Source organism: Nocardia fodinahabitans (assembly GCF_052983615.1).
The window spans coordinates 5,159,704-5,183,622 of record NZ_JBRJJC010000001.1; the positions used below are offsets into that span (position 1 = coordinate 5,159,704).

Here is a 23,919-nt window from a genome sequence, read left to right on the forward strand (position 1 = left end):
TTATGGTTGACGATTTCCTTCTGTTCAATTCTGGAATTGTTGACCGCCTGGGTGGCTCGATGGATATCGATCCGTGGAGTATTCGATGGCCAGGTTCGGTGTGCTGATCCGTGGGGGAATCAAGCCAACCCTCCCCGCCGCCGCATACCCGCAGGTGATGGGCGGTTTATCCGCGCGGATACCAGCGTGGATTGTCTATACACAAAGCTGTATAGACATGCTCGGGCGGTGTCTCGCGGTCCGCTCCCTGTGTCCTCCTGTGTGTCGTTATCTGTCTGCCTCCCGTTCCATGCATCTCCTTTCTCGTTCTATTCCTCATTGTCTTTTATTCTTCCTGGCTTTTGTTGTTCGAGTTGCGGGTGGGCTGGCGAGTGCGTGTGTGTGCCGCGTTCGGGGATTGCCTAGTCGGACTCGCGGTTGTCCGGAAAAATTCCGGAAAATTGAGGCATTTTTGGGGTTGTGAGGCTGTTCGAGGTCGAGCTAGCGTCGACCACGTTCCCGGAATTCGCCGGGAAATTCGCAGAAATCCGAATGGCGGCCACGCCGCACGCATGCCGAAAACCGGCGCGAATTCGGAACGGAATTGCAGGAGTCGCAATGCCCACCACACCCGCCCCCGCCGCCACCACTGCACCGGCCGCCGGTCGCCTGCCCAACGGCGAACTGCGCCGCATGGTCGCCGCCGCGCTGGCCGCCGACCCCGTCCGCGAACAGTCGCCCCGCGAAATCGCCGCCGGGCTGAACCGGTCCTCGGGCGCGGTCGGCAACGCCCTCGAGGCGTTGACGGCCGCCGGGCACGCCGAACGCACCTCGGCCGCGCCCCGCCGCTACCGTGCCACCGCCACCACGGCCACCGCCGCCGCCCCGGCCGCTACTACCCCGGCCCCGGCCGCGCCTGCCACCCCGGCCCCCAGCAAGCCGAAACCGGCCCGCCGCACCAAGAAGACCGCCACCCCGGTCCCGGCCGCGCCCGCCGCCCCGGCGGCCCCGGCCCGCACGGGTAACACGGTGGCCCGACCGAACGGGCAGGACTACCACCTGCGCAAGCTCGCCGGACGCGCCGATGTGGAGGTGTTGCAGACCATGCGCGCGGCCGAGGTGCCGGTGCTGCTGTACGGGCCGCCCGGTACCGGCAAGACCTCGCTCATCGAGGCCGCCTACGGGGACCTGCTCACGGTGCAGGGCGACGGGGACACCACGGTCGCCGATTTCGTGGGCGAGTACACCCAAACCCCCGACGGCCGATTCGTGTTCGTGGACGGGCCCCTCGTCCGCGCGATGAAAGAGGGCCGGGTCCTGTTCATCGACGACGCGACCCTGATCTCGCCGACCGTGCTCGCGGCGGTGTATCCCGCGATGGACGGCCGAAAAGAGCTGGTGGTCAAAGCAACCGGCGAGGTGGTCAAAGCCGAGCCCGGTTTCTTCGTGGTGGCAGGCCACAACCCCGGCGTGCACGGAGCCATCCTTTCCGACGCGCTGAGTTCCCGGTTCGCGTTCCAGGTGCGAGTAGTCAGCGACCTCGACCTCGCCGCCCAGCTCGGGGTGGAACGGCGCGCGGTGAAAGTGGCGCGCGAGCTGGCCGCCCGGCAGGCAAAGGGCGAGGTCGGGTGGGCCCCGCAACTGCGCGAGCTGCTGGCGTTCCGCAAGATCGCCGCCGCCACCGACCCCGACACCGCGATGGCCAACCTCCTCGGGGCCGCCCCGGAAGAGGACCGCGACGTGGTGGCCGCCGTGATGAAAACCGTGTGCGGCACCACCCACACCCCGCTCGCCCTCGGCCCCCGCCTCTAACCGCGCCGCCCACACCTGAGCACACGAAAGGTATTGCCCGCCATGACCGGCCACGTGATCACCGCTCCCGCCCCCGCTAGCCCCGCCGCGCCCGCCACCCCGGGCACCGGCACCGCTTCCGCCCCGGCCCCCGCCGGGGCGGGGCGGCCCCCGCCGCCACGCCTGCCACCCCCGCCCCGACGTCTGTGTCGGTCACCGGCGGATGGGCCACCCTGTCGGCCGCCATGACCGCCGAGGTTCCGCCGATCGCCGACCGTGACGACCTCACGGTGAGCATCGCCCCCGGTGCCGCGTTCGGGCACCCGGCGGTGTTCGTGCCCGCACTGCGCGCGATCGAACTCGACGGGTCCCGACTCAAGATCGACCCGGCCGCCGCGCGCCCGGCCCGCAACAGTGACCGCAACAACTACCCGGCGGTGTGGGGTGCGTTGGTGCACGAGTGCGCGCACGCCAAACACTCGGTGTGGCGGGCCCCGTTGCTGGCGCACCCGGAGGTGGTGAAGGCGGCGGATTTGCTCGAGGAATCGCGTATCGAGGCCGCCCAGATTCGCCGCCGCCCCGATGACCGGCATTGGTTGCGCGCCAGCGCCACCGAGATCGTGATCGGCGACAACGGCGGCGCGAGCGCCGCCGCGCACCTCCCACGCACCACCTACGCCGCCGCCCACAACGCCGCCCTCGTGCTCGGCCGCATCGACGCCGGGGTTCTGACCGAGTCCGAATGCGCGCCACTGGTGCGCGAGCTCAAGTCCATCCTCGGCACCGACACCCTCGCCGAACTGCGCGCGATCTGGCGTGAGGCGCACACCGTGGCCGATGCCGACACCGCCGCCATGCTCGAACTCGGGCGGCGCTGGTTCGACATCGTGGGCCCCGAGCCGCACGCCACACCGGTACCGAGTTCACTGTTGGGTGCGGCCATCGAGGCCACCGCCGCCGCCATCGCCCGCGAGGTCGCGGCGAACCCGGTACCCGCCGACCCGGCCGAGTCCGCTGCCGCCGCGCGCCAGGCTGCCGCCGCCTCTGCCGAACACGCACAGCTGATGGCCGAGCACGTGTTCGGCGACGGTGCAGCACCGGCCCGCTCGCGCACCGTGGCCCGCACCCGTACCCCGCTGACGACGGAACAGACCGCCGCGCGGGTGCTGGCCCGCGCGCTGGACACCGCCGCCGCCCGCGAACGAGCAAAGGTGAAAACGACCTCGGTGGTGCCGCCGGGGCGGGTGCGGATGCGTGGTGTGTTGGCCCGGCAGGCTCAGCTCGCGGCCGGTGCCATCCCGACGGCCGAACCGTTCACCCGCACCGCCCGCAAAACGAGCCCGTACCCGCCGCTGCAGGTCGGCATCGCGTGCGATGTGTCCTCTTCGATGCGCGCGTTCGCCGCGCCGGTGTCCTCGGCCGCGTGGATCATCGCCCGCGCCGCCGAGCTGGCCGCGATGCCCGCCACCACCGCGACCGTGACCTTCGGCGCGAAGGTCACCCCGGTCACCTACCCGGGCACCGCCCCCGCCCGGGTCGCCGAGTTCGGTTGCCCGGACAAATACCACGCCCTCGCTGCCGCGACGGTCGCACTCGACGGGGCCCTCGGCTTGTCACGGCCCGGCGCGACCCGGCTGCTGGTCGTCATCTCCGACGGCATCTACCGACCCCACGAACGCGAGGCCGCCCAGCGCCGACTCGACGCCGTACGCGCGGCCGGGTGCGCGGTGCTGTGGCTGGCCCCGAACACCGGCAGACGCCCCGGCCGCCCCGGAGCCCCGACTCCGCTGAACGGGGCGACCGTGCACGTGGTCACCGACCCGGCCACCACCGCCACCGCGATCGCCCGCGCCATCACCGCCGCCGTACGCGCCGCCTGAACCTCCGGGCCCCGGGCGCACACCGCGCCCGGGGACCCGGACCGGGCCGCGCTGGTCCCACCGGCGCGGCCCAACCATCACCCACCCACCCGCCCCGCACCCCGGGGCGGCACCACACAGGAGACACCGTGACCGATCCCGCGATTCCCACCACCGCCGCGCTCGACGCGATCTACGTGATCGCCAACGCGGTCACCGGCGACCAGTTCGTCATCTACGGACTCGGCCCGCATGACGGGCGCGGCATGTTCACCGTGGCGCACGTGACCGGCGGCACTGGCGGCTACGCGGCTCCGCGTATCCATCTCGTGCACCCCGACGACATCGCCGCCTACGCCACCGGGGCCGCCAACAGGCTGCGCCAGGGTTCCCACGGGCACGCCGCGACCGTATGGCTCGACCGGACCACCGGCACCCTCCACGAGCGCCTCACCCGATGAACGCGCCAGTGACCCAACCGAACTCGAACCGCGAACAGGAGCACCTCGTGAAAGACACTCGCACCCACGACGAGGACGGCGTCATCAAACCGGGAGCCAAACTCAGCGGCAACGACTACGTCGTGGTGAGGCTGCGCGAGGGCGACGACCCGCCCGGCCGGATCCTGCTGGTACGCAACCCGAGCCGCTGCCACCACGGCTACACCCTCTGCATCGAGTGCGCCGAGAGCTGGGAACTCGACCACCACGTGGACTACGAGCTGACCGGCGGCGGACGACGACTGCGCGAGGACCTCGACACCCAGCAAGCCGCACCCGCGAGCAACGACTCCGCCGAGGACGACCCCGGCGAGCCCAGTACCGAGATGGTCGACTCGTCGCTGGCGCACCCGTGACCGGCTTGCACGTCGAGTCCGCGGCCTCGCCCCCCAACGGGCCCGCGGCGAGGCCGCCGGCCTGAGGTGCCTCGCACTCCGTGAGCCAATGGACGCGAGTCGAATTCCATTCGCGCCGAGGCCATTACGGAATCGGGAGAGAGGAATTCATTTCGGGAACCAATTTCCACATTCCGCTTGACATCACACGCCCTATCGAGCGGTCATGGAAACCGGAACGGCACCGACCACCCGGGGAAATCGCCCCGATCGGAACGCATTCCGTCCCCACCCGGGGACATCACCGAATTCACCAAACCCATTGTTGGAAGGAAACCCCATGTCGAAAACCAAGAACACCGTCGTGGCCACCGCAACGGCCACACCCGCCCCGGAAAACGGGTCGCGGGCCGGTGCCGTGCCAGTGCCGCGCCGCGACAGCACCCGGGCATTGTGGGCGGCGCTGCGCGCCCACCCCGACAGCACCACCGCCGCGCTGGCCGATCTGGCTGGGATCGGCCAGTCGACCGCGCGGCGGCTGCTGGCCCAGTGGGAAACCGCCGGGTGCGCCCAATCCCACACCGACCCCGAATCGCCCCGGGCCGCCAAGACCTGGACCCAGGGTGCGGGCACACCCGCCGCCATCGAACCGGACCCGGCCGCCCCCGCCCCGCCTGCCGAACCGGAACCGGCCCCCGCCGCGCCCGCCGACCCCGGCCCGGCCGAACCCGCCACGCCCGAGCCGGTTTCATCCGAGACGGCCGCACCGGTCGCCTCGTCTCCCGAAACCACCGAGCCCGCACCTGAATCCGCCACCGCGACGACGGCGGCGGGAGTGCCCACGCTGCACAGCGCCGAGGCACGGGCGCTGTGGGAGGCCCTGGAGACCCATCCCGGCAGTACCTCCGCCGAGTTGGCGAAAGCCGCACGCATCGACATCGGTGCGGTGCGGCATCTGCTGACCGAGTGGGAACTCGCCGGGGCCGCGTGGGCGGCCACCGACCCGGGCAAGTCACGAACCAAGACGGTTCGCTGGACCGCCGGAGCGAAAACCGACCAGACCCCGGCTGCGCCCGAGCCCGTCACGACCGAACCTGCGGGCACCGCACCGGCCGACCCGGCGACCCCGGAACCCGTTGCGCCCGAACCGGCCACGCCCGCCGCACAGGCAACCCCGGCCGACCCCACGCCCGACACCACGGCGGAGACGGCCGTAGCGGCCCCCACGGGCGACGAAACCGCCACCGTGGCCCCGCACCCCCCGGCGGCGGCCGACAACGGTGCTGCGGTGGACGCGGAGTCGACCGCTGAACGCCTGCCCGCCGGTGCGCTGCGCGGGCAGGTCGAGGACTTCCTGCACGAAAACCCCGGAAAGGAGTTCACCCCACACCAGATCGGCAAAGCCCTGGCTCGGTCCAGCGGCGCGGTCCACAACGCCCTGGTCAAGTTGACCGATGGCGGAACCGCGCGCCAGACCAGCACGGCCCCTAAGAAATTCACTCTCGCGTCCTGAAACTGGGCGATGCCGGAATCCCCGGAGAAGGTAGCTCCGGGGAGTCCGACACCGCCCGCTCAATCTAACCTTTGAGAAAGGTGCTCGACTATGTACTCCACCCCAACCCCCGCCATCCTGGGTGCGGCCCTGTACCGGGTGTACGCCGACTCCAGCCATGCCCCCGACAGCCTCGAGCTGTGGATCGCCATCGCCGAGACGGCGGTGCGGGAACTGCAGATGCCCGTGCTGGCCTCGCTGGTGCCGTGGGTGCCGATCGCGTTGCGCTACGAGCAGGTGACCACCGACGGTGAGTTCTTCCCGCACAGCGGTGCGGTGCGTGTCATGTCCGGCCCGTTGACGGGCACCCTCTACGGCGACCTCGAGACCGCCGCTCGCGAGGTGGTCGTGGCAACCCTGGACCAACTGCCCGAACAGGAAAGCGGGGACACCAGCGACGGCGGCAGTGACGGTGACGAGCAGACCGTGACCGTGTACAGGGCGTTGCCGTCGTGGCGGTTCCGCAACGACAGGGGCCCGGCCGCGCCGGGCCTGCGCGCGGTGCCGCCACTCATCTCCTGACCCGCCTACCCGCTGAAACGGCCCGTGGTGCCGAGCATTCCGCTCGGCACCACGGGCCGTTTGCTGTGCACTGTGCAGGACAGCGGCTACCTGGCTGCGGGCGATGGCCCTGTTGGGTCTGGTTGGGGCAGTACGTGCCCGGTTGGGCACTTTGCTGGTGGCGACGATCATGAGTGTCGCCGTTCGGGGGCGGTGCACCGTGGCTCGTGGTGGGTTGTCGCCGTTGTGCCCGGCCGTAGTGTCAGTGCTCGGCGTTACTGTCGGGCCATGTTTGGTGGGCGATATCGCGGGCCGTGGGACCGGGCACCGAAACCTGGATCATCAGTCTCGGAAAGGGACACCTTCGCAGCATTGAATCTCGTGCTCGGCACCGGTGTCCTCGGGCCACCGGGGTGGGTGAAGCCGGACATGGCGTTCTCGATCCAGGGCGAGAGAGGCGAATACGACCTGCTCGTGGAGTATGACGGCGAGTACTGGCACCGCCACCACGAGCGCCGCGACCTCGCCAAATACCCTCGTGACGGGTACGACTTCGATGTGATGCGGCTTCGCCTTCAGCCATTGCGCAGATTGCGACCGGCCGACATCAGCGTTCCGAGCCGTGTCGATGCGACAACATGCGCGAGGCTCGCGCTGCTACACCTCGCCCACCGTCCGCCGCCCTTCCTGATCTCGGAGCCGCTATTGGAACGGATCGGCTTCTACCTGCAATTCTGTGCGAGGCCGCTGGGCGAGGACGACATCGCGTGCGGGCTGTGCGCCGAGCTCGACCACCTCCTAACCAAGGGCCTCGGGCCCTACCCCGAGGGGCGTGGCTGGCTGAATGAAAGCCATCCCTCGCTGTGGGACTTCATGAACCGGGCTCGTGAGTTGTCGGAGAGGTGCCTCGAAGCCGAGGGCTTGTGGGTGCCTGACCCGGACGAGCGCGGATGGGAACAACGGGAGGTCGACGCTGTGTCTCCGAAGTTCAGGCGACGTCACCAGATCGCGCTCGGGCATCACAGCGTTCGCGACGTCGAGGCTGCCTTGACCGAGTAGTCGATCTGTGGACCTGCGTCGCAGCGGCCGATAAGTGGCGAGCAAAGTGCTCGCCACTATCGGCCGTCCGATCAGTCGTCCTCCTCGTCCTCGTTGCGGGTGGCGGCAGCGTCGGCCCGGTCGGCGAAACCAGACGTCGCTGTCGGTGAGCCCGGATCGCGATCGGCCGCAGCGCTGATGCGATCCGCGGACTCGCGGTCCATGTCTTTACCCACGACGATCACCTTCCGAAAGAGAACGGGATTGTTCGCGCCCGTGTCCTGGGAAGGAGCCGTCACCGGCGGGTGTGCGGCGAGCCCAGGCATAGGAGCGCTCTCGCGGTCTCGTTAGCCTGGGTCGAGGTGTGCACGACGTCTACCGCCGGATTCCGGTCGCCGTGAAGGCCGCCGCACGGTGCGCCGACTCGCACGGTGCGGCGGTTCGTTGGTCATAGTCTCGCCACGTTTCGAGGCACACCGACCGCTGAGCGTGCCTTACCCGAGAACCGCACCGCCGACGCCCGGCGAAGGCAACGTCGACATCCCGTCTCTCCAGTATCGCCGCACGCCTCCGGCCCGGCCACCCCCACAAGCGGCCGTTCTTCGGCAGACCGCGTCCGCCGCCACCGGCCGCTGTCTGCCCGTCCGAGGTTGTCAGTCCATCTCTCTAACATGCCCACCGTGACTACACGCAGGGGAGTAAGGGGCCGAAACTGATGAAAGAGAACTGGAGTGAATTTGTACCGTTCCTGGCGGTACTGACGATGTTGCAGCTCGGCTCAATGGGGATCGCGAAGACGATCGGAGCAATGCCATACAAGAAACTTGACAGGTTCGCGAAATGCATCGAGGGTGCAGTCAGCTTGGCTTCCGCGTCAATCATTGGCATTGTGGTGTGGTCGGTAATGGTCGAGAAGCCCGGCACGAGAATCGTTCTCGATTCTGAGGAGTCACGAAGCCAGACCGTGTCAGACATGGCCGGTGCCTACGTCTTTCTGTGTGTGGTGTTTCTAATTGCAATATCGGTGTTCAGCTTCGGATCCTTCAGGGCCAAACTGGTTACCGGTGCATTCGTCATATTTGCCCTGTTGGTAAATGTTTCTGCGCTGACGAGTTTCAATTTTGTCGGATATCTTAGGTCGGCGACCGTGATCGCCGAGGCTGTGTTGCCTACGGTGATCTCGGGCATAATCTGTGCACATATTGTCTGGATCGTCTCGCCGTCCGGGTGGCGTGCATTCGTGCGCCAGCAATTACTCAAGGTTCAGGGCAGCCTGGCTGCCCGCAAAAACCGGACTATTCAATGGCTTGAGCCATCGGCGGACTGACCAACCATCAAGTCGACTAGGGCCGCAGCGGTGCTTGATGTCGCTGGGCTCACCCGGCCGCCTCGGAACATTCCAGTGGGATCCTGGCAGTCCTCGTCGGGTCCTTCGGCAGGCAGTGCACCTGCTGTCGGCGTAGCCTCGACATGATCCCCGGCTCATCCCCTCCGAGCCGGGGATCAGGTCCACCCGTGAAGCCCTCGCCGCGTGCCCGGCAACTATGACCGGGCACGACGGGGAGGACGCCGGTGACGAGGCCGACCTTTGCGGTGAAGGTGTTGCCGTTGTGGCGCTTCCGCGATACTGGTGCCCCGGCCTCGTTCACCGATCCGCCGCTGCACAGCGCATCGGACTGCGCGGCGCACGATGCTCGGGGTTGTCGTGGCAGCGGCTATTTTGTGCCGTCGATAGTCGCGACGATCCAGTCGGACAACGCCGGGGCGACGGTGGCGTAGCGGGTGGAGTCGAACACCGTGGTGTCGCCGTCTCGCGGGTCCACGCCGGTGCCTGTGGTGGTGCTTGCCGTGTCGATTCCGAGGGTGGCGGTGTAGGTCTGGGTGAGTGTGGGGAACGTGGTGCCGGTGAACGCGGTTGCGGTGGCTGCGAGTAGGTCGGCGGCGATCGGTGCAAGCCCTGTCAGGGTCAAGAACGCGGCGACGGGGTCGCCTTTCGCGAGGGTCTCGGCGGCGGTCCAGGCGATCTCCTGGGCTTGGCCGATGTCGGTGGCTATGCGGGAGATGTCGAGTCCGGCCAGGACGCCGACGATCTCGGCCGCGATCAACGCGACCCCGGTGGTGTCCAAGGGTGCGGCCAGTTTCAAGGCTCGGGCGACCAGGCGCAGATCGAGTCCAGCGGTCATCTGGACGAGCGGGTTGAACTGGTTGTTCAGGTCACCCGAGACACGGTGCAGGCCGGGCACGTCATTGCTGGCAAGCAGTCCGGGCAGCTCGGCGAGGTCGGCCAAGATCGCGGGCACGTTCGCGGTGAAGCTGGCCAGGCCGCGCAGGACGGTGACGACCTGGGCCAGGACTTGGGACACGCTGATCTGTCCGGTCGAGTCCGACCCGATGCTGATGGTCGGTGTGCTCGTCGTGGTGGCGGGGGCTTTTGTCGTGGTGGTGGGCGAGGTAGTGCTGGTGAGGGCTGGGGTGGTGGTCGTGGTGGCGGTGGTGAGGGCGCGGCTCACCGCGGCGAGGACGGGCGAGGACTCGGCGGTGGTCGAGCAGTAGCTGTCGCCGTCGAGGCACAGAGTGCGGACCCGATCGGCCAGCTCGCCGAAGCCCTGCGCGCGTGGCCCGGTGACACCCTGCCCCGAGACCGGGGTACCGAGCTGGGCGGTGGCCGGGTCGCGGCGCGGGTCCGAGACAAGAGCGACCGCCAGCACTCGCGAGGCCGGGATCGGGCCGCCTCTGTTGCCGAGGACGGTGGCGAGGTCGCCGGCGACCTCGGCGCCTTGGCCGTAGCCGGCCACAACGACTCGCGTGTCCGAGCACAGCCCTTTCACCGCCGCGGTGAGGTCGGCTCCGCTCACCGACCCCGCACCGGCGGAAGGCGCGAGGGCGCGAACCTCGATGTCGGTGCCGTAGCGGGCGGTGAGTGATTCCCCGAGCTGGGTGAGGATCCCGTTCGTGGCCTGTCCGGCGGTCGAGGTTGTCTCGTAGGTGCCCGGTGCCAGTAGCGCGGTCCAGCGCGGGCACTGGGTACCGGTGCGGTCGGGTGTTGGTTCTGCGGCGGCGACACCGGCCGTCATGGTGGTCGCGGTGACGGCCGTGCACAGGACGACGCGGATGGTTCGAGAGTGGTTGTGGCGCATGGATGTTCTCCGTTCGGGAGTTGGTGTTCAGGGCGCGGCTGGGGAGTTGTTGTTGTGGGCGGGTGTGGGTCGGATGGCGGTGTAGTAGTCGTCTCCGGGCCACCGGTAGGGCGAGACTTGGACGGGTTCGCTGAAGGTGGGTGCGTGCACCATCTGGCCTGCGCCGAGGTAGATGCCGACGTGGTGGACGTCGCCGCCGGTGCTGTAGAAGACGAGGTCGCCGGGGGCGAGTTGGTTCTCGGGTACCGGTGTGCCGGTGTGGACTTGGTCGTAGGTGGTGCGGGGGATGGAGATCCCGGCGGCGCGGTAGGCGGCTTGGGTGAGTCCGGAGCAGTCCCAGCCGCCGTTCACCTCGGGCCCGTTGCCGCCCCACACGTACGGCAGGCCGAGCTGGGCGCAGGCGAAGGAGATCGCCTGTGCGGCTGTCGGATTCACCGGTGCGGTGGTGGTGCAGTCGCCGCCGGAGGTGTCGGGTGTGGTTGCGCGGTAGCGGGCCGCCTGGTCGAGGACCTGGTCGACGTACCAGTCGGCGTGGTTGTAGGCGAAGATCGCGCTGTACATGTCCTCGGGCGCGCCGGAGTCGCACAGGTAAAAAGCGGCGGCGTGGATGGCGTCGGAGGCGTTGTAGCGCGAGGGCGGACTCGCTCCACCAGCGGGCAGCGGATGCCGGGCGATGACCGAGTCGAAGGTGGGAGCGAGGAACTGCATCGGCCCACCGGCCCCGGAGCTGTTCTCGCCGGAGGAAACTCCCGGCAGGGTGGAACGGCCGTGGTCGGTTTCGATCTTGCCGATCGCGGCCAGCACCGACCAGTCCAGGCCGGAGCAGTCCCCGGCGGCGGCTTGGTAGAGCACGAGCATCTCGGCTGGAATGTCTTGCTGGGCTTCGGTGCTCGGGGTCGAGCCGGTGCCAGTCGAGCCCCCGGGGGCGGGTGCGAGCGCGTGGTCGAACACGACGACGGCGCTGACGACAGTCGCGATGACGACGGTGAGGAACACGAACGCGCCGAATCCTGCGCCGAGGGTCTTGACCAGCATCAGAGCTTCACCACGACTCGGAGCGGGGCGGCTGGGGTGGCGGTGGGGAGAGGGTGATGATGCCGCCCAGCGCGGTCGGTTCCGGGTCGATCTCCTCGGCCGGTGGCGTGCGTCGGGGCCACGCGGCGGCGAGGTGGTGCAGGCGTTTGCGTTCGCTGTCGGTGCCCAGCGGCAGCCACACCTGCTCGGCGGGGCTGGCCTGCGCGCCGGGCGAGACAAGTTCAGCGGCAGCGGTCGCCACGGGCATGGCCTCCGGGTCGGGGAGTCGCTCCCACGTCCGGTGCAATGCCGCGCGGGTTCTGGTCTCTCGGGCGATGCTCGGTACCCAGAACAGGACCGGGGTGATGAGGCCGGTGGTGCGGGCCAGCTCGGCGAAGCCGTTCAGTTTGGCCGCGACCTTGGACAGCTCTCGGGTGGTGTCGAGGTCGTATTCGAGGAAGAAGTCCAGGGTCGTCTCGGCGTAGGTGTAGCGGCCGAAGGCGTCGGGGTGGGCGAGGTCTCCCCAGAGGCGTTCGCAGCGGGTCTGCGACCACCACGCCCGCACGTGTGAGGGTTCGCCGCGCTGGTCGCGGGCGGGGTGGGCGATCAGGGCGGTGAACCAGTCGGCCACGCCGAGGGTGTGGCTCAGGTGCAGGCTGTGGGAGACGGCGAGGGCGCGTTGGTGGTTGTAGCCCAGCTCGCGCAGGGTGATCCCAGCTTCCGCGGCGAGCACCCCGGCACCGACCGGGGCGAGGACCCAGTGCATCGGCGCGCTTCCCCGAGTCCGCAACGGCCGGAACCTGTCCACCACGCCGTAGCGGTGCAGCAGAGTCAGGCGTCGCAACGCCTTGGCAGGGGTGGGGAAGGCGAGGGCGGCGAGCTGGTTGGTGGTCAGGACGCGGTGCTCGTGCAGCATCCGCAGGAGCCACCGGTCTCGCTCGGTCAACTTCCCGACGAGCGCGGTCAGGTCGAGCGGTCGGGGTCGGGGCCGGGTATCGGGTCGTGGGCGGCGGCTGTCGGCTTGCTGGGCGGGGCGGGAAAGCATCTGTGGCACTGCCTTTCTCGGGTGGTCAGGTTGGACGGGTGAGGGTTGGGCGGCGGGAGGGCTGAGTCAGTCGGTGGGGCCTAGGGCAGGCGTGGAGGCTGGGGCGGCCAGGCGGGCACGGGCGGCGGCGGCGATCTCGCGGGCGCGGCCCGGGATCGGCGGGTCGAGCGGGCGGGTGGTGAGGGTGAAGGGGCGGGCGTTGCGGCCGTCGACCAGCAGGCGGGCGGCGGCGTGGAAGGCGTCCAGGTGTGACAGGTCGTGTTCGGACAGCCACGGGTCGGTGTGTCGGGCGAGATCGCGCGCGTCGTCGGGTGACACGGCGAAGATGACCTTGTTTCGGGCGTTGGCCGAGATGCCGTCGCGCAGCTCCCGCGAGAGTTGGCCGAGGTTTTGGTGGGCCAGTAGCAGCGACAACCGAAGTCCTCGGGCTTCGGCGAGCATGTCTTCGATCGGCGTGGACAGGTTCAAGAAGTTCTGCGCCTCGTCGAGCACGAGGGCGGCGTCAGGCCGGTCGGCCGACGGCACCCTGGCTCGCGCGGTAACGGCCTGCCAGGTCCGCGCTACCAGCAGCGACCCGACCAGGCGCGAGGTTTCCTCTCCGAGTGAGCCTTTCGGCAGTCGGGCGAGGCAGATGCCGCCGTTGTCGAGGATGTCGGCGAACTCGACCGTGCTGGGTCCGCCCGCTATGGCCGAACGCACGAATGGGCGCAGCAGGAACGCCCGAAGTTTGTTCAACAGCGGGCCGGTGAGTTGGGCGCGTCCGGTGTCGGAGAGTTTTTCGTAGGCGTCCCAGAATCCCCGCAGGACGGGGTCTTTGGTGGCGCGGGTGACTCGGGATCGGAAGGCGGTTTCGGTGAGCAGTCGGGGTAGGTCGGCCAGGGTGGCGGTGCCGGGTTGTGCGCAGAGGGTGAGCAGGCTGGCGCGCATGATGTCGTCGGTGCGTGGTCCCCACCATTGGTGGAAGATGCGGTGGAAGACGGTGACGAGGTTGTCGACGGCGAGATCGGTTCCCGCGCGCCCGATCCGGCCGATATCGAGCGGATTCACACACGGCGGCGGAGCGGGGGAGTCGGCGTCGAAGAGCACCACCCGCTCACCCATCCGCGACGGCAGCCGAGACAGGACGTCGGTGACGAGGTCACCTTTGGGGTCGATGACGATCACCCCGCGCCCGGCCTCGGCGTCGTCGAGGATCGTGCGCGCCAACAACGTGGACTTGCCGACGCCGGTGGGGCCGAGGATGTGCAGGTGGTGGCGGGCATCGGAGATCTTCACCGCGACCGGCCGGCGAGTACCGGTATCAGCCATCCCGAGCGGTTTGGTGTGCTCGCCGCCGACGGGGATGTCCGGGGCGGGGGACAGGGCGCGGGCTCCGGCGCGCTGCAGGCCCGGTAGCCCGTCGTCGGTGGGTAGATGCGCGATCGTGGCCAGCTCGGGCACCGACAGCACGTCCCCACGCCCGAGCCGCCGTTGCCGGATCAATCGCTCCAGGCGGTAGGGGCGACGGCGTCGCCGGTAGTAGTTGTGGTCGGTGCAGGCTCCGAACACGGTGGCGAGAGCATCAGCGCGCCCGCGCGCCACCGCCCTCGCCTGTGCCGCCGAATTGACCTGCTCGGGCTCGGTGGAGATCGGGATCGAGGCGGCGTAGCGCACGATCGTCTCCCAGTGCGCGCCTCGGGCTTTGGCCGCTGCCGCGCGTGCGGCGGCACTGTTCTCCAGCGACATCTGCCGGTCGGTGCCTCTTCCGTGCCCCGCCCCACCTCCAGCGGCGGTGGCGCGGGCGTCGCGCGCCGATCCCGTGCCGGGTGTGAGCAGGTTCAGCGCCTCGCACAGCAGTCCCACCACGACTCCCGCTCGAGTGCTGGTGCTCGCCGCGGCGCGGGTGGCTCGGGCGACGCGGCGGCCGGTGACGGGGCGGGCGAGGATCTGCACACAGGTGGCCTGACCGGGGGCCAGGTCGTCGGCGGCGGTGATCAGGTTGCGCACCAGATCCCCGGAGTGGTCTGTGCTCAACGGGAGTCCTTCGCGGCGGCCGAGCCGCAACTCCCCTCCCGCGACAACTCGCCGCACACCCTTCACCGGGGTCGGCAGCGGATGCCGGGCAGGTTCGAGGGTGTCGGTGTGTGCGCCGGGCCAGGCCGAAGCGATGGCGCGTTCGATGAGTCCGGGTGGGATCGCACCCGGCACCCAGAGCCGGATCGCGGCCCCTTCCTCTGGGGTGACGGTGTACTCGAACCCGAGATGTGGTTGCCCCAGCAGGGTTCTCGCCCAAGCGGGGCGGAGTTGCCCGATGAGGTGAGCCCAGAAGCTGAGCGCGCCTTTGGCATCGACGTCGGGTGGAGTGAGCACCGTGATCTGGCGGGCACGCGCACTCAGCCGGCCTCGCCGCCACCGGGCCACGAGCCGGACCGCGGCGAGCACCGCGACACAGGCTGCGACGACGAACAGCCCATCGGTCGAAGTGACGGTGTGGTGCAGCGTCTCGGCGAGGTCGCCCACGGCCCGGCCGGGCGCGAGGAGCGCCCGACCGAGCCACCCGTGGCCGGGGTCGTGTGCGGTATTCACGAGGCAACCGACCCGGGGTCGATCTCGGTGGACGGCAGAGTCGCCGCGCTGCCGAACGGGAATCGGCCTGCCGCGCGGCGGCGTTCGCTCGCCTCGTCGGCGTCGGGCTTGCGCAGGATGATGACGTCCTCGTGGGCGATGAGATGCATCGGCAACCCGGCCGCGCGCTGCTTGACGATGAAGTCGCGCTGGAAGAACGAACTGCGAGCAATGAGTTCGCCCTCGGACAAGCGACCCAGCAGCGCCACGCACCGCTCCACCGGCACGAGTCCGGCCAGCTCGCCGCAGGTGTAGAGGTGGGCAGGCAAAGGCACGAGTTCGGCGTGCTGCCGCCACGGCCGCGCGGTGATCACCACATACCCACCGGGAGCCAGGTATTCGGACGCACCGGCCAGGATCTTGGTGAACCCGGACAACAGGCGGCCGAGGCCGACGTTGGCGAGGTTGCCCCGATCCAGCACCGCGCCGTAGCGGTGGTTCTTCTTGAGAACCGGGTCTTTGCGGTTGGCGCGCACGTGCCCGTGCAGAGAATCGCCGTAAGGCGGGGAGGTGATGACCAGACGTGCCTGACCGCGCAGCTCGGCCGGGATCAGCTCACCCAGCTTGCGGGCGTCGCCGTGGAAGACGTCTGCGGCGAGATCGATCCCGGCCTCGCGAGCGAGCTCGATGTTGGTACGCGCCAGCTCCGCCCACCGACCCTCGTACTCCACACCCACCGCGCGGCGGCCCAGATGCAGCGACTCGACGAGGGTGGTGCCGATCCCGCACATCGGGTCCAGCACGAGGTCCCCAGGACGGGTGTAGGTGGCGACCGCATGCTGCACGATGGCTGGGAACATCTTCGCGGGATGCGCGGTGCTGTCGGGGTGATAACGGCCCCGCCGCTGCGCGGTGGGCGCGGTCTGCGCGGTGGCCCACACCGACACCGGCGCGACGGCCGGACCGGTCTGTACGGGGCTGCCGGAGTCGATGTCGGTGGTGTCGGTGGTGGCCGGTTCGAGCGTCATTTGGATGTCCTTCGCGTGGGAGTTGCGTTGGGGCAGTGGGTGTGCGGGCTCAGCCATGGGCGGGCTGGAGGAAGACGAAGACGTCGGTGTGCGCGACGGTGTGGCGCGTGTTGCCGGAGGGAGCCGGGGCGGGAGTCGCGGTGACGGTCTGCCCGGAGATGGGGGCGGCGATGATGTGCTGGAGGTAGAGCAGATCGGCGGCTTGGGCGGCGGCCACGACCGGACCGGCCGGGTCGAACAGGACCCCGGAGTCGCTGTGTCGGCAGCGGGAGAAAACGACCAGCAACCCACCCATCGCCAGCACCTCGGTCGCGAGCGCAGTGATGTGTTCGGCGGCGGCGATCGGGTCGAGGTGATCGGCGAGCAGGCTCGCGACGACCAGATCCACCGGCTCCTCGTGCAGGGTTCGGTCGGTGGGGGTGTCGAGTCCGTGGCGTCCCAGTTCACCGATCGTGGACAGGGCGGCGGCGGTGTCGGGCTCGACGATCCGCAACGCCCCTCGCGTGACAGGGGCGGGCCAACCCAGCAGCATCACTCGCGCGCCGGGTGCGGAGAATTCGGTGATCGTGTGGACCAGAGCCCGATCGGGCCAACGGTCAGCGGGGTCCAGCGGCTCGGACCCCAGCGCCCACAAGGTCGAGGGGACGCGCACGACGGTGGAGCTGGAACGGGGTCGGGACGTGGCGGGCATTGCGGCCTCCTGAGCGAGAGAGCGGTGTGTACTCGCTTACTTCCGCCAAAAAGCCGAAATCGGGACACAGTCACCCGATAATTTTTCTGAGAATTTCTTGAGGCCGAAAATCCTGCCCACCGGGACAGTTGTCCACCCAGTCGGTCGGGAACTTTTTTAAGTACTTTTTCGCCAGGTTGCCGACACTGTTCGATTGCTCTATCCAGACCCTATCTGAAACATATCCGGTTCATATCCTGGGGGTATCCGTGACTTCACAAACCTAGGTAGACACCTATATCCGCGCGGATATCCAGCAGCCCGGCGGTGGCGCGGCGAGCGATTGCGAAGCATTCGCCGACTCGCCCAGGATATGACTTGGATATGTTTCAGATATGGTTTGGGTGTTGTCAGGATATGGTTTGGATAGGTTTCGGTTATGGCCGCGAGGTGTCCTTGCGAGGTCGGAATTTCTCGACCGAACAAGGAGATCTGTAGTGACGAATTCACACGTCGCGACATATGCAGGACCGGGCGCAAAGCCGAGCTCGCCGCTTGCAGTGGTGTGGGCGGGCTTCGACCGGATCGCCGCCGAAACCATGCCCACCGAACCCCACCCGATGCCGACAGCACCACCCGACCCCGCCGACCCGGTGCGGACGTGGGGGCAGTTGCGTGAGCGGCTGTGGCATCCGGGCACCCCGATGGGAGAGGTCGACGCGATCTGGGTGTGGTTGCTGCAACGAGTCCGCGCCAACGACGACAACGCGATGCTCGTCTGCGCCGGGCTGGCCGCGCCGATGCTGTCGCGGACCGCCAGCGAGTGCGTCTCCTCCAACCACCCGGCCCGCCACGACATCGAGTCCGAAATCCTGACCGCGTTCCTGGCCCACCTCCCGCGCGTGGGGCTGGAGCAGCCGGGAGTCTGGCACCGATTGCGATGGGGCGCTTACCGTGCGGCGCTCGCGGCAGCAACTAGTCAGCGAACCGGCGCAACTGTCGTCGGCGACCTCGACCGTGACCTGGCTTCGCTGGGGGAGCGGGGCCAGGCGATGGTCTCGGGGCCGGGTCATCCCGAGACGGTGCTGGCCGATGCCGTGGCCGCTGGAGTGATCTCCGCCGACGCTGCCGAACTCATCGCCGCGTCGCGGTGGGAGGGCCGGTCGCTGACCGCGCTGGCGGCCGAACGTGGTGTGTCGCTGTGGAAGCTGCGCAAGCAGCGCCCTCGCGCCGAACGCGCCCTGCTCGCGTGGCTGAACGACCGGGTCCGAGACCGAGATCCCGAGTGCAGCGGCCCGGTCGAAGCCGAGGCGGTGACCGCCCTCGCGCCCCCGGACCCGTCACCGCGGCGAGGTCGCCGGCCGAACCCACCCTCAGCGGTCCCGGCACTGTCGAGCACCGAGAACGGGCGGGTGGCGGCATGAACACCAACCGGGGACACGTCAACCAGACCACGCCACAGTCGGCTCGGCAGCATGGACGGCGTTGGCTGCGGGTGCTCGTGGTCGCGGCCACGAGCGCAGTCCTGCTGCTGATCGCCGGATCTGCCTCGGCGGCACCACCCCACACCGAGGTACTGGCCATCGCCTCGTCGTTGGGGGAGGTGATCGACAACGCCCGCAACTGGCTCGTCGGCATCCTGGCCGGACTGGCGACGTTGTTTCTGACCATCGCCGGAGCCCGCTACCTGCTCGGCGGCGGCGACCCCAGCGAGATCGAGAAGGCCAAAACCGCCTTCCGCGCCGCCTGCCTGGGCTTCGCGCTGGCGATGCTCGCACCGGTCATCGTCGCCGTGCTCAAGTCCATCATCGGAGCCTGACCGTGACCACCTCGGCCCAGGCACCACCCGCACTCGCGCGGCTCTCGCGGACAACGCGCATCGCTGCCGCCAGCGCAGCGGCCGTGCTCGCCGCGATCCTGATCGTGCTCACCAGTCCTGGCGGGGCAGCCGCCCAACCCGTCACCCCGACACCGGCTCCGCCGGTGACCACCGCACCGGCCACCCCCACGCCGTCAACCACTCCACCGGCCACGACAACCCCGCGCCGGTGGGTGACACCGCCCTCGACCACCGCCCCACCGACGACGACCGCGCCCGGCACGACAACGGCACCCGGCTCCGGTTCCGGTTCGGGGTCGGGGTCGGCGGAGTGCGGGGTCACCAACATCAACGGGTGTGTGGAGAACGCGGTCGATGGGTTCTTCCGCCGCATCGTGGAGACCTCGCTCAACCCGCTGCTCGAGCTGCTGTCGCAAACCCTGCTCACCACACCAGAACCCGGGCAGATCCCCGAGATCGGGGCTTTGTGGAACCAGTCGTGGCAGATCGTGCTCGCGCTCTACGTGCTGGTCGTGATGGCAGCCGGGGTGCTGTTGATGATGCGCGAGACGGTCCAAACCCAATGGTCGATCCGTGAACTCGCCCCCCGCTTGGTGATCGGGTTCGCGGCCGGGGGATTGAGCATGATGATCGCCACCGCCGCTATCGGTTTCGCCAACGCCCTCGCCGGTGCTCTCGCTGGGGACGGCGTCGACTCCAGAACGGCCGCTGACGCACTGACCGAGCTCGCGGTCACCGGACCGCAGAGCCAAACCATGCTGATGCTGCTACATCTGGCGTTGGCGGTGATGCTGCTCGTGCTGCTCATCTCCTACGTCATCCGAGTCACCATCACGATCCTGCTCATCGTGGGCGCGCCGTTGGCGTTGATGTGTCACGGGCTGCCCGGCCTCGACGGTGTCGCGCGCTGGTGGTGGCGCAGCTTCGCCGCCTGCTTGGCGATCCAGGTCGTGCAATCACTGACGCTGGTGACCGTCTTGCGGGTCCTGCTGACTCCCGGCGGGTGGCACCTGTTCGGCCCGAATGCGAACGAGATCGCCGATCTCACTGTCGCTTTGGCGTTGATGTTCGTGTTGATCAAGACCCCGATGTGGCTGTTGTCGGTGCTCAAGATCGGGCAAGGACGCAGCTTCCTCGGCTCGATCGTGCGTGGCTTCATCGCCTACAAAACCCTCGGGATGCTCAAAGGGGCCACCGCGAGCACCGCTCGCACCGCCGCGACGGGGGCATCGGCACGGCGAAACGCGCGACCCGTCCGCGCTCCACGAGCACCCCGCACCGCCGCCAGCAGTGGACCACCCGATCTGTACGCGCGGGTGCGATCGACACGCGACGGGCAGCTCATGCTTCCCCTGGAAGGAGTCCACCGCGTCGCCCGGCAACCCAGCCCGGCACCGGCCCAAGCGACCGGCACGCCACCGCCGCGCCCGAACCGTTCGGCGAGGGGACGACAGCTCGCGTTCGACTTCGCCCCGCCGGACCCGTACCGGGGCATCCGCGCCGGGACTGGTGGCCAGTACCCGCTCCCGATCCTGGTGCGGCGGGTCCGAACAACGCCCCCGCCTCCCGAGCTGTCGCCGCAGCGCCCTGGTCGCCGCGCAACACCGCAACAACTCGCCTTCGACTTCACCGAGCCCACCCCGCCCGACCCGTACGCGCGTGTTCGCCCGAACCGCAGCGGCCAGTACCCGCTCCCGTTCCCGGTCACCAGGGTCAAACCTGTTGCACCGCCGCCGAACCCGCCACAACTTCCCGGACCTGCGCGTCCGGCGGGTAGGCAGCTGCATTTGCCCATGCCGGATCTGCCCGTGCGCCGCCGTGCGCCCCGCGCCCCGAGAGGAGGAACTCTCCAATGAGCACCATCGTGCGTATTCCCGCCGACGTCGACCGCTCCGACCGGCTCGTGGGCCCGTTCACCGCCCGCCAGCTCGCCGTCCTCGCCATCACCGCCGTGCTGCTGTATTCAGCCTGGGCCGCCACGCGGTCCCTGTTGCCTTTGCCGGTGTTCGGTGGTGCCGCTGCCCTGGTGTTCGTCGTCGTCGCCGTCGCGGTGCTCACCCGCCGCGACGGCCTCTCGGCCGACCTGCTGCTCGTCGCGGCCATTCGTCACCGCCTGCGCCCACGCCATCTCATTCGATCACCCGGCAGTGGCACGCAGGCCCCAACACCGCGCTGGATGACATCGGGCATCAAAGGTCGACGTCCCTGTCTGCCGGTGCCCTCGGAACTGTCGGCGCATCAGGCCCGCTTGCCCGAGTCGGTGTCGGGCGGCGGCGGGGTCGGGGTGATCGACCTCGGCGCCGACGGCCTCGCCGCCATCGCGGTCGCAGGGACCCTCAACCTGAGCTTGCGGACCCCGGCCGAACAGGACAGCCTGGTCGGCCAGCTCGCGGGCTGGCTGCACACCCTGCGCCAACCCGTCCAGATCCTCATCCGCTCGGCCCGCCTCGACCTGACCGAACACATCACCGGCCTGCACTCCGCCGCCGCGCAGATGTCGGCCGACCTCGCCGCGGCAGCCCTCGATCACGCCGACCATCTCGCCGAGCTGGCCGCCCGGGAAGATCCGGTGCACCGGCAGGTGCTGCTCGTGTGGCGTGAACGCACCGAGACCCTGCCCACCAGCGGGCTGCGTGCCCGGTTACCCGGACAGCGCCGAGCCCGGTCCGCTCTTTCAGGTGGCGCGCGCCGTGCGGCTGAGTCCCGGCTGCTGCGCCGGATGAACGAGGCCGCCGATGTGCTGTCCCCGCTGGGGATCTCGGTGACCGCCCTCGACCACGACGCCGCCACCGCCGTGCTGGTCAGCTGCACCAACCCCGAGGGCTTGGTCTCGGCCGCCGCCGACATCGCCCCCGCCGACACGGTCATCACCACCGACCCCGAGAGGCGAACCCCGGACCCGTTCGCCGGGGACGGGCTCGACCGGTTCGCCCCGGAATCCCTGACGATCGGCACCAGGCATCTCGAGATCGGGTCCGACTGGAGTGCGACCCTCGCGGTCACCGGGTACCCGCGCGAGGTGACGGCCGGCTGGCTCGCGCCCCTGCTTTCCCACCCCGGCAGAGTCGAGGTCGCCGTCCACGTCGAGCCGGTCGACCCCGCCACCGCCGCCACCCGGCTGCGCCGCCAGCAGGCGCGCCTCGAATCCTCCCGGATGCACGATCTCGGGCGGGGCCGCCTGACTGATCCGCAGGTCGACGTTGCCGTCGAGGACGCCGCTGATCTGTCGGCCCGCGTTGCCCGGGCGGAGGCGCGCTTGTTCCGGGTCGGGGTGTATCTCACGGTGCACGCTGCCTCGGAATCCGAGCTGGCCGATGAGGTTGCCGCTGTGCGGGCGTTGGCGGCGAGTCTGCTGGTGGACACCTGCACCCTGTCCTACCGGGCGGCGCAGGCATGGGCGACGACTCTTCCTCTCGGGTTGGACCTGATCCGGGTCCAGCGGACCTTCGACACCACTGCCCTCGCCGCGGCATTCCCCTTCGACTCACCGCAGCTCCCTGCCGCCGATCCGGCCCAGGCCGACCGGCCCCAAGGCGTCCTCTACGGTCGCGACGCCGCCTCCGGGTTGTTGTTCGTGGACCGCTTCGGGGCTGAGGCCCACAACCACAACCTCGTCGTGCTGGGCCGCTCCGGTGCGGGCAAGTCGTACCTGGTGAAGACCGAGATTCTGCGGGCTCTGTATCGCGGGATCGAGCAGGTCATCATCGACCCCGAAGACGAATACCGGCGCCTGAGTGAGGCCGTGGGCGGCACCAACATCCGCCTCGGTGCACCCGGAGTTCGGCTCAATCCGTTCGACCTGGAAATCCACACCCGACCCGACGGGAGCCGCAGCGCCCCGACCGATGCGCTCACTCGGCGCAAACTGTTCTGCCACACCCTGATCCAGGTGCTGGTGGGGGACCAAACCGCGGCGCAACGGTCAGCGCTGGACGCTGCTCTCGCCGCTGCTTACACCGCCGCCGGGATCACCGACGACCCCGCCACCTGGACCCGGCCCGCGCCCACGCTGAGCGACCTGCGAGACCAGCTTGACCAGCTCGCCGTGCCCGCTGCCGTCGAGTTGGCTGCCGGGCTGCACCCCTACACCGGCGAGGGAGCCTATGCCGGGCTGATCGACGGGAACACCACCACCGAACCCGAGGGCGCGATGATCGTGTTCTCGCTACGGGAGCTGCCCGATGAAATGAAAACCATCGGCACGCTGCTGGTTTTGGACGCGACGTGGCGGAAAGTGTCGAACCCCGGTCATCGGCGGCCCCGCATGATCACCGTGGACGAGGCATGGCTGCTGCTGCGCGAGCCCGCCGGGGCGGCGTTCCTGTTCCGGGCCGCGAAGAGCTTCCGCAAGCACTGGGCCGGACTCACCGTCGCTACCCAGGACTGCGCGGATGTCTGCTCGACCGACCTCGGGCGCGCGATCATCTCCAACGCCGCCACCCAGATCCTGCTACGCCAAGCACCCCAGGCCATCGACGAGGTCGCTACCGCCTTCCACCTCTCTGACGGCGAGCAACAATTCCTGCTCTCCGCGGCTCGCGGTTCGGGACTGCTCGCGGTCGGCGGCACCGACCGCGCGGTGTTCGGGTCTTTGGCCTCGCCCACCGAGAACGCGCTCATCACCACTTCTCAGGAGTTCCTCGCATCGGTCGAGCATCACCACGAGAACTTCAGCAGGGTCGAGATCGTCACGACCGCTGCCGACACAGTGGCGACAGCCTGCAGAAGCGGCACCGGGGAAGGCGAGTATCAGAGCTTTCCTCGGATGGTGAATCGGCCACGCATTGAAGGTGAATTATGATGAATGTTTCGAGAGAGGCACCCGCCGCACTTCCTCTACCTCAATTCAACGATGAGCACGAGCCGACTGCTGACGCCCCTCACGTCGCAGTATCTACCCTTGACCACTCCGGCAAAGTCGCAGACCGTTCAGCGCTCCGACACCTCGGCTGGTGCCATGGACAACGTATCACTATGGTCATTACCGAGGGCATCGTCAAAATTGCCGAGAAAAGCGACGGTGGACAACTAATCGCAGCACACGGTTACTTGCGACTTCCAGCGGAGATACGAACTGGTGCGCGGA

At 69.1% G+C, this 23,919-nt stretch carries 19 protein-coding genes; 12 read left to right on the forward strand and 7 right to left on the reverse strand.

Annotated features, from left to right (window positions below; genetic code table 11):
- Positions 1 to 597: 597 nt before the first annotated feature.
- From NV348_RS23975 to NV348_RS24005, 7 genes are all read left to right on the forward strand, one after another.
- Positions 598 to 1,791: an ATP-binding protein gene (locus tag NV348_RS23975; protein WP_098086775.1), complete on the forward strand. Its 1,194-nt coding sequence runs from the start codon at positions 598 to 600 to the stop codon at positions 1,789 to 1,791.
- Between the two features lie 224 nt (positions 1,792 to 2,015).
- Positions 2,016 to 3,650 carry a VWA domain-containing protein gene (locus NV348_RS23980; RefSeq protein WP_098087168.1) on the forward strand — a complete coding sequence of 545 codons (1,635 nt, stop codon included), beginning with the start codon at positions 2,016 to 2,018 and terminating at the stop codon, positions 3,648 to 3,650.
- Between the two features lie 128 nt (positions 3,651 to 3,778).
- A complete protein-coding gene (locus NV348_RS23985; RefSeq protein WP_098086776.1) occupies positions 3,779 to 4,090 on the forward strand; it encodes a hypothetical protein in 312 nt (103 codons plus the stop codon).
- A 47-nt stretch (positions 4,091 to 4,137) separates the two neighbouring features.
- Entirely contained in the window at positions 4,138 to 4,485 is a 348-nt protein-coding gene (locus NV348_RS23990) for a hypothetical protein (RefSeq protein WP_127516368.1), read from the forward strand.
- A gap of 319 nt (positions 4,486 to 4,804) precedes the next feature.
- The gene (locus tag NV348_RS23995) at positions 4,805 to 5,977 is read left to right on the forward strand and encodes a hypothetical protein (RefSeq protein ID WP_107646883.1); all 1,173 of its coding nucleotides are present in this window, start codon (positions 4,805 to 4,807) and stop codon (positions 5,975 to 5,977) included.
- Positions 5,978 to 6,067: 90 nt separating this feature from the next.
- A complete protein-coding gene (locus NV348_RS24000) occupies positions 6,068 to 6,538 on the forward strand; it encodes a hypothetical protein (protein ID WP_098086779.1) in 471 nt (156 codons plus the stop codon).
- Positions 6,539 to 6,889: 351 nt separating this feature from the next.
- A complete protein-coding gene (locus tag NV348_RS24005) occupies positions 6,890 to 7,576 on the forward strand; it encodes a hypothetical protein (protein ID WP_127516370.1) in 687 nt (228 codons plus the stop codon).
- 71 nt (positions 7,577 to 7,647) lie between these two features.
- Here the strand turns inward: NV348_RS24005 and NV348_RS24010 are convergent, their stop codons facing one another.
- The gene (locus tag NV348_RS24010) at positions 7,648 to 7,791 is read right to left on the reverse strand and encodes a hypothetical protein (protein WP_447148854.1); all 144 of its coding nucleotides are present in this window, start codon (positions 7,789 to 7,791) and stop codon (positions 7,648 to 7,650) included.
- A 479-nt stretch (positions 7,792 to 8,270) separates the two neighbouring features.
- On the opposite strand from NV348_RS24010, the gene NV348_RS24015 reads away from it, so the two are divergent.
- Entirely contained in the window at positions 8,271 to 8,882 is a 612-nt protein-coding gene (locus NV348_RS24015) for a hypothetical protein (protein ID WP_098086781.1), read from the forward strand.
- A gap of 388 nt (positions 8,883 to 9,270) precedes the next feature.
- Here NV348_RS24015 and NV348_RS24020 read toward each other — a convergent pair whose 3' ends face one another.
- From NV348_RS24020 to NV348_RS24045, 6 genes are all read right to left on the reverse strand, one after another.
- On the reverse strand, positions 9,271 to 10,692 hold the full coding sequence (locus NV348_RS24020; RefSeq protein WP_098086782.1) for a cutinase family protein: 1,422 nt from the start codon (positions 10,690 to 10,692) through the stop codon (positions 9,271 to 9,273).
- A 27-nt stretch (positions 10,693 to 10,719) separates the two neighbouring features.
- A complete protein-coding gene (locus tag NV348_RS24025; protein ID WP_098086783.1) occupies positions 10,720 to 11,727 on the reverse strand; it encodes a C40 family peptidase in 1,008 nt (335 codons plus the stop codon).
- A 7-nt stretch (positions 11,728 to 11,734) separates the two neighbouring features.
- Positions 11,735 to 12,751: a replication-relaxation family protein gene (locus tag NV348_RS24030; RefSeq protein ID WP_098086784.1), complete on the reverse strand. Its 1,017-nt coding sequence runs from the start codon at positions 12,749 to 12,751 to the stop codon at positions 11,735 to 11,737.
- A gap of 66 nt (positions 12,752 to 12,817) precedes the next feature.
- Entirely contained in the window at positions 12,818 to 15,316 is a 2,499-nt protein-coding gene (locus NV348_RS24035; RefSeq protein WP_098086785.1) for a type IV secretory system conjugative DNA transfer family protein, read from the reverse strand.
- On the reverse strand, positions 15,313 to 16,323 hold the full coding sequence (locus tag NV348_RS24040) for a TRM11 family SAM-dependent methyltransferase (RefSeq protein ID WP_098086786.1): 1,011 nt from the start codon (positions 16,321 to 16,323) through the stop codon (positions 15,313 to 15,315). Before NV348_RS24040 ends, NV348_RS24035 begins: the two co-directional genes overlap by 4 nt.
- Before the next feature lie 49 nt (positions 16,324 to 16,372).
- Positions 16,373 to 17,014, reverse strand: a complete 642-nt coding sequence (locus NV348_RS24045; protein WP_127516372.1) for a hypothetical protein — start codon at positions 17,012 to 17,014, stop codon at positions 16,373 to 16,375.
- Positions 17,015 to 17,490: 476 nt separating this feature from the next.
- Between NV348_RS24045 and NV348_RS24050 the strand changes: the two genes are divergently transcribed.
- From NV348_RS24050 to NV348_RS24065, 4 genes are read left to right on the forward strand one after another with little or no spacing between them, the layout of a single operon-like run.
- Positions 17,491 to 18,417 (forward strand): hypothetical protein, encoded by a 927-nt coding sequence (locus NV348_RS24050; RefSeq protein ID WP_447148855.1) that lies wholly within the window; start codon positions 17,491 to 17,493, stop codon positions 18,415 to 18,417.
- A complete protein-coding gene (locus NV348_RS24055; protein WP_253805115.1) occupies positions 18,414 to 18,812 on the forward strand; it encodes a pilin in 399 nt (132 codons plus the stop codon). Before NV348_RS24050 ends, NV348_RS24055 begins: the two co-directional genes overlap by 4 nt.
- A 2-nt stretch (positions 18,813 to 18,814) precedes the next feature.
- On the forward strand, positions 18,815 to 20,689 hold the full coding sequence (locus tag NV348_RS24060; RefSeq protein ID WP_127516376.1) for a TrbL/VirB6 family protein: 1,875 nt from the start codon (positions 18,815 to 18,817) through the stop codon (positions 20,687 to 20,689).
- The gene (locus NV348_RS24065; protein ID WP_098086792.1) at positions 20,686 to 23,634 is read left to right on the forward strand and encodes a PrgI family protein; all 2,949 of its coding nucleotides are present in this window, start codon (positions 20,686 to 20,688) and stop codon (positions 23,632 to 23,634) included. Before NV348_RS24060 ends, NV348_RS24065 begins: the two co-directional genes overlap by 4 nt.
- Positions 23,635 to 23,919 lie beyond the last annotated feature (285 nt).

Bases quoted from the DNA above. Each gene is read 5' to 3' on its own strand.
- NV348_RS24000 (WP_098086779.1), top strand. From the start codon at position 6,068: ATGTACTCCACCCCAACCCCCGCCATCCTGGGTGCGGCCCTGTACCGG.
- NV348_RS24020 (WP_098086782.1), bottom strand. From the start codon at position 10,692: ATGCGCCACAACCACTCTCGAACCATCCGCGTCGTCCTGTGCACGGCC.
- NV348_RS24040 (WP_098086786.1), bottom strand. From the start codon at position 16,323: ATGACGCTCGAACCGGCCACCACCGACACCACCGACATCGACTCCGGC.
- NV348_RS24030 (WP_098086784.1), bottom strand. From the start codon at position 12,751: ATGCTTTCCCGCCCCGCCCAGCAAGCCGACAGCCGCCGCCCACGACCC.
- NV348_RS24065 (WP_098086792.1), top strand. From the start codon at position 20,686: ATGAGCACCATCGTGCGTATTCCCGCCGACGTCGACCGCTCCGACCGG.
- NV348_RS24015 (WP_098086781.1), top strand. From the start codon at position 8,271: ATGAAAGAGAACTGGAGTGAATTTGTACCGTTCCTGGCGGTACTGACG.
- NV348_RS24025 (WP_098086783.1), bottom strand. From the start codon at position 11,727: ATGCTGGTCAAGACCCTCGGCGCAGGATTCGGCGCGTTCGTGTTCCTC.
- NV348_RS24055 (WP_253805115.1), top strand. From the start codon at position 18,414: ATGAACACCAACCGGGGACACGTCAACCAGACCACGCCACAGTCGGCT.
- NV348_RS23995 (WP_107646883.1), top strand. From the start codon at position 4,805: ATGTCGAAAACCAAGAACACCGTCGTGGCCACCGCAACGGCCACACCC.
- NV348_RS24045 (WP_127516372.1), bottom strand. From the start codon at position 17,014: ATGCCCGCCACGTCCCGACCCCGTTCCAGCTCCACCGTCGTGCGCGTC.
- NV348_RS23980 (WP_098087168.1), top strand. From the start codon at position 2,016: ATGACCGCCGAGGTTCCGCCGATCGCCGACCGTGACGACCTCACGGTG.
- NV348_RS23975 (WP_098086775.1), top strand. From the start codon at position 598: ATGCCCACCACACCCGCCCCCGCCGCCACCACTGCACCGGCCGCCGGT.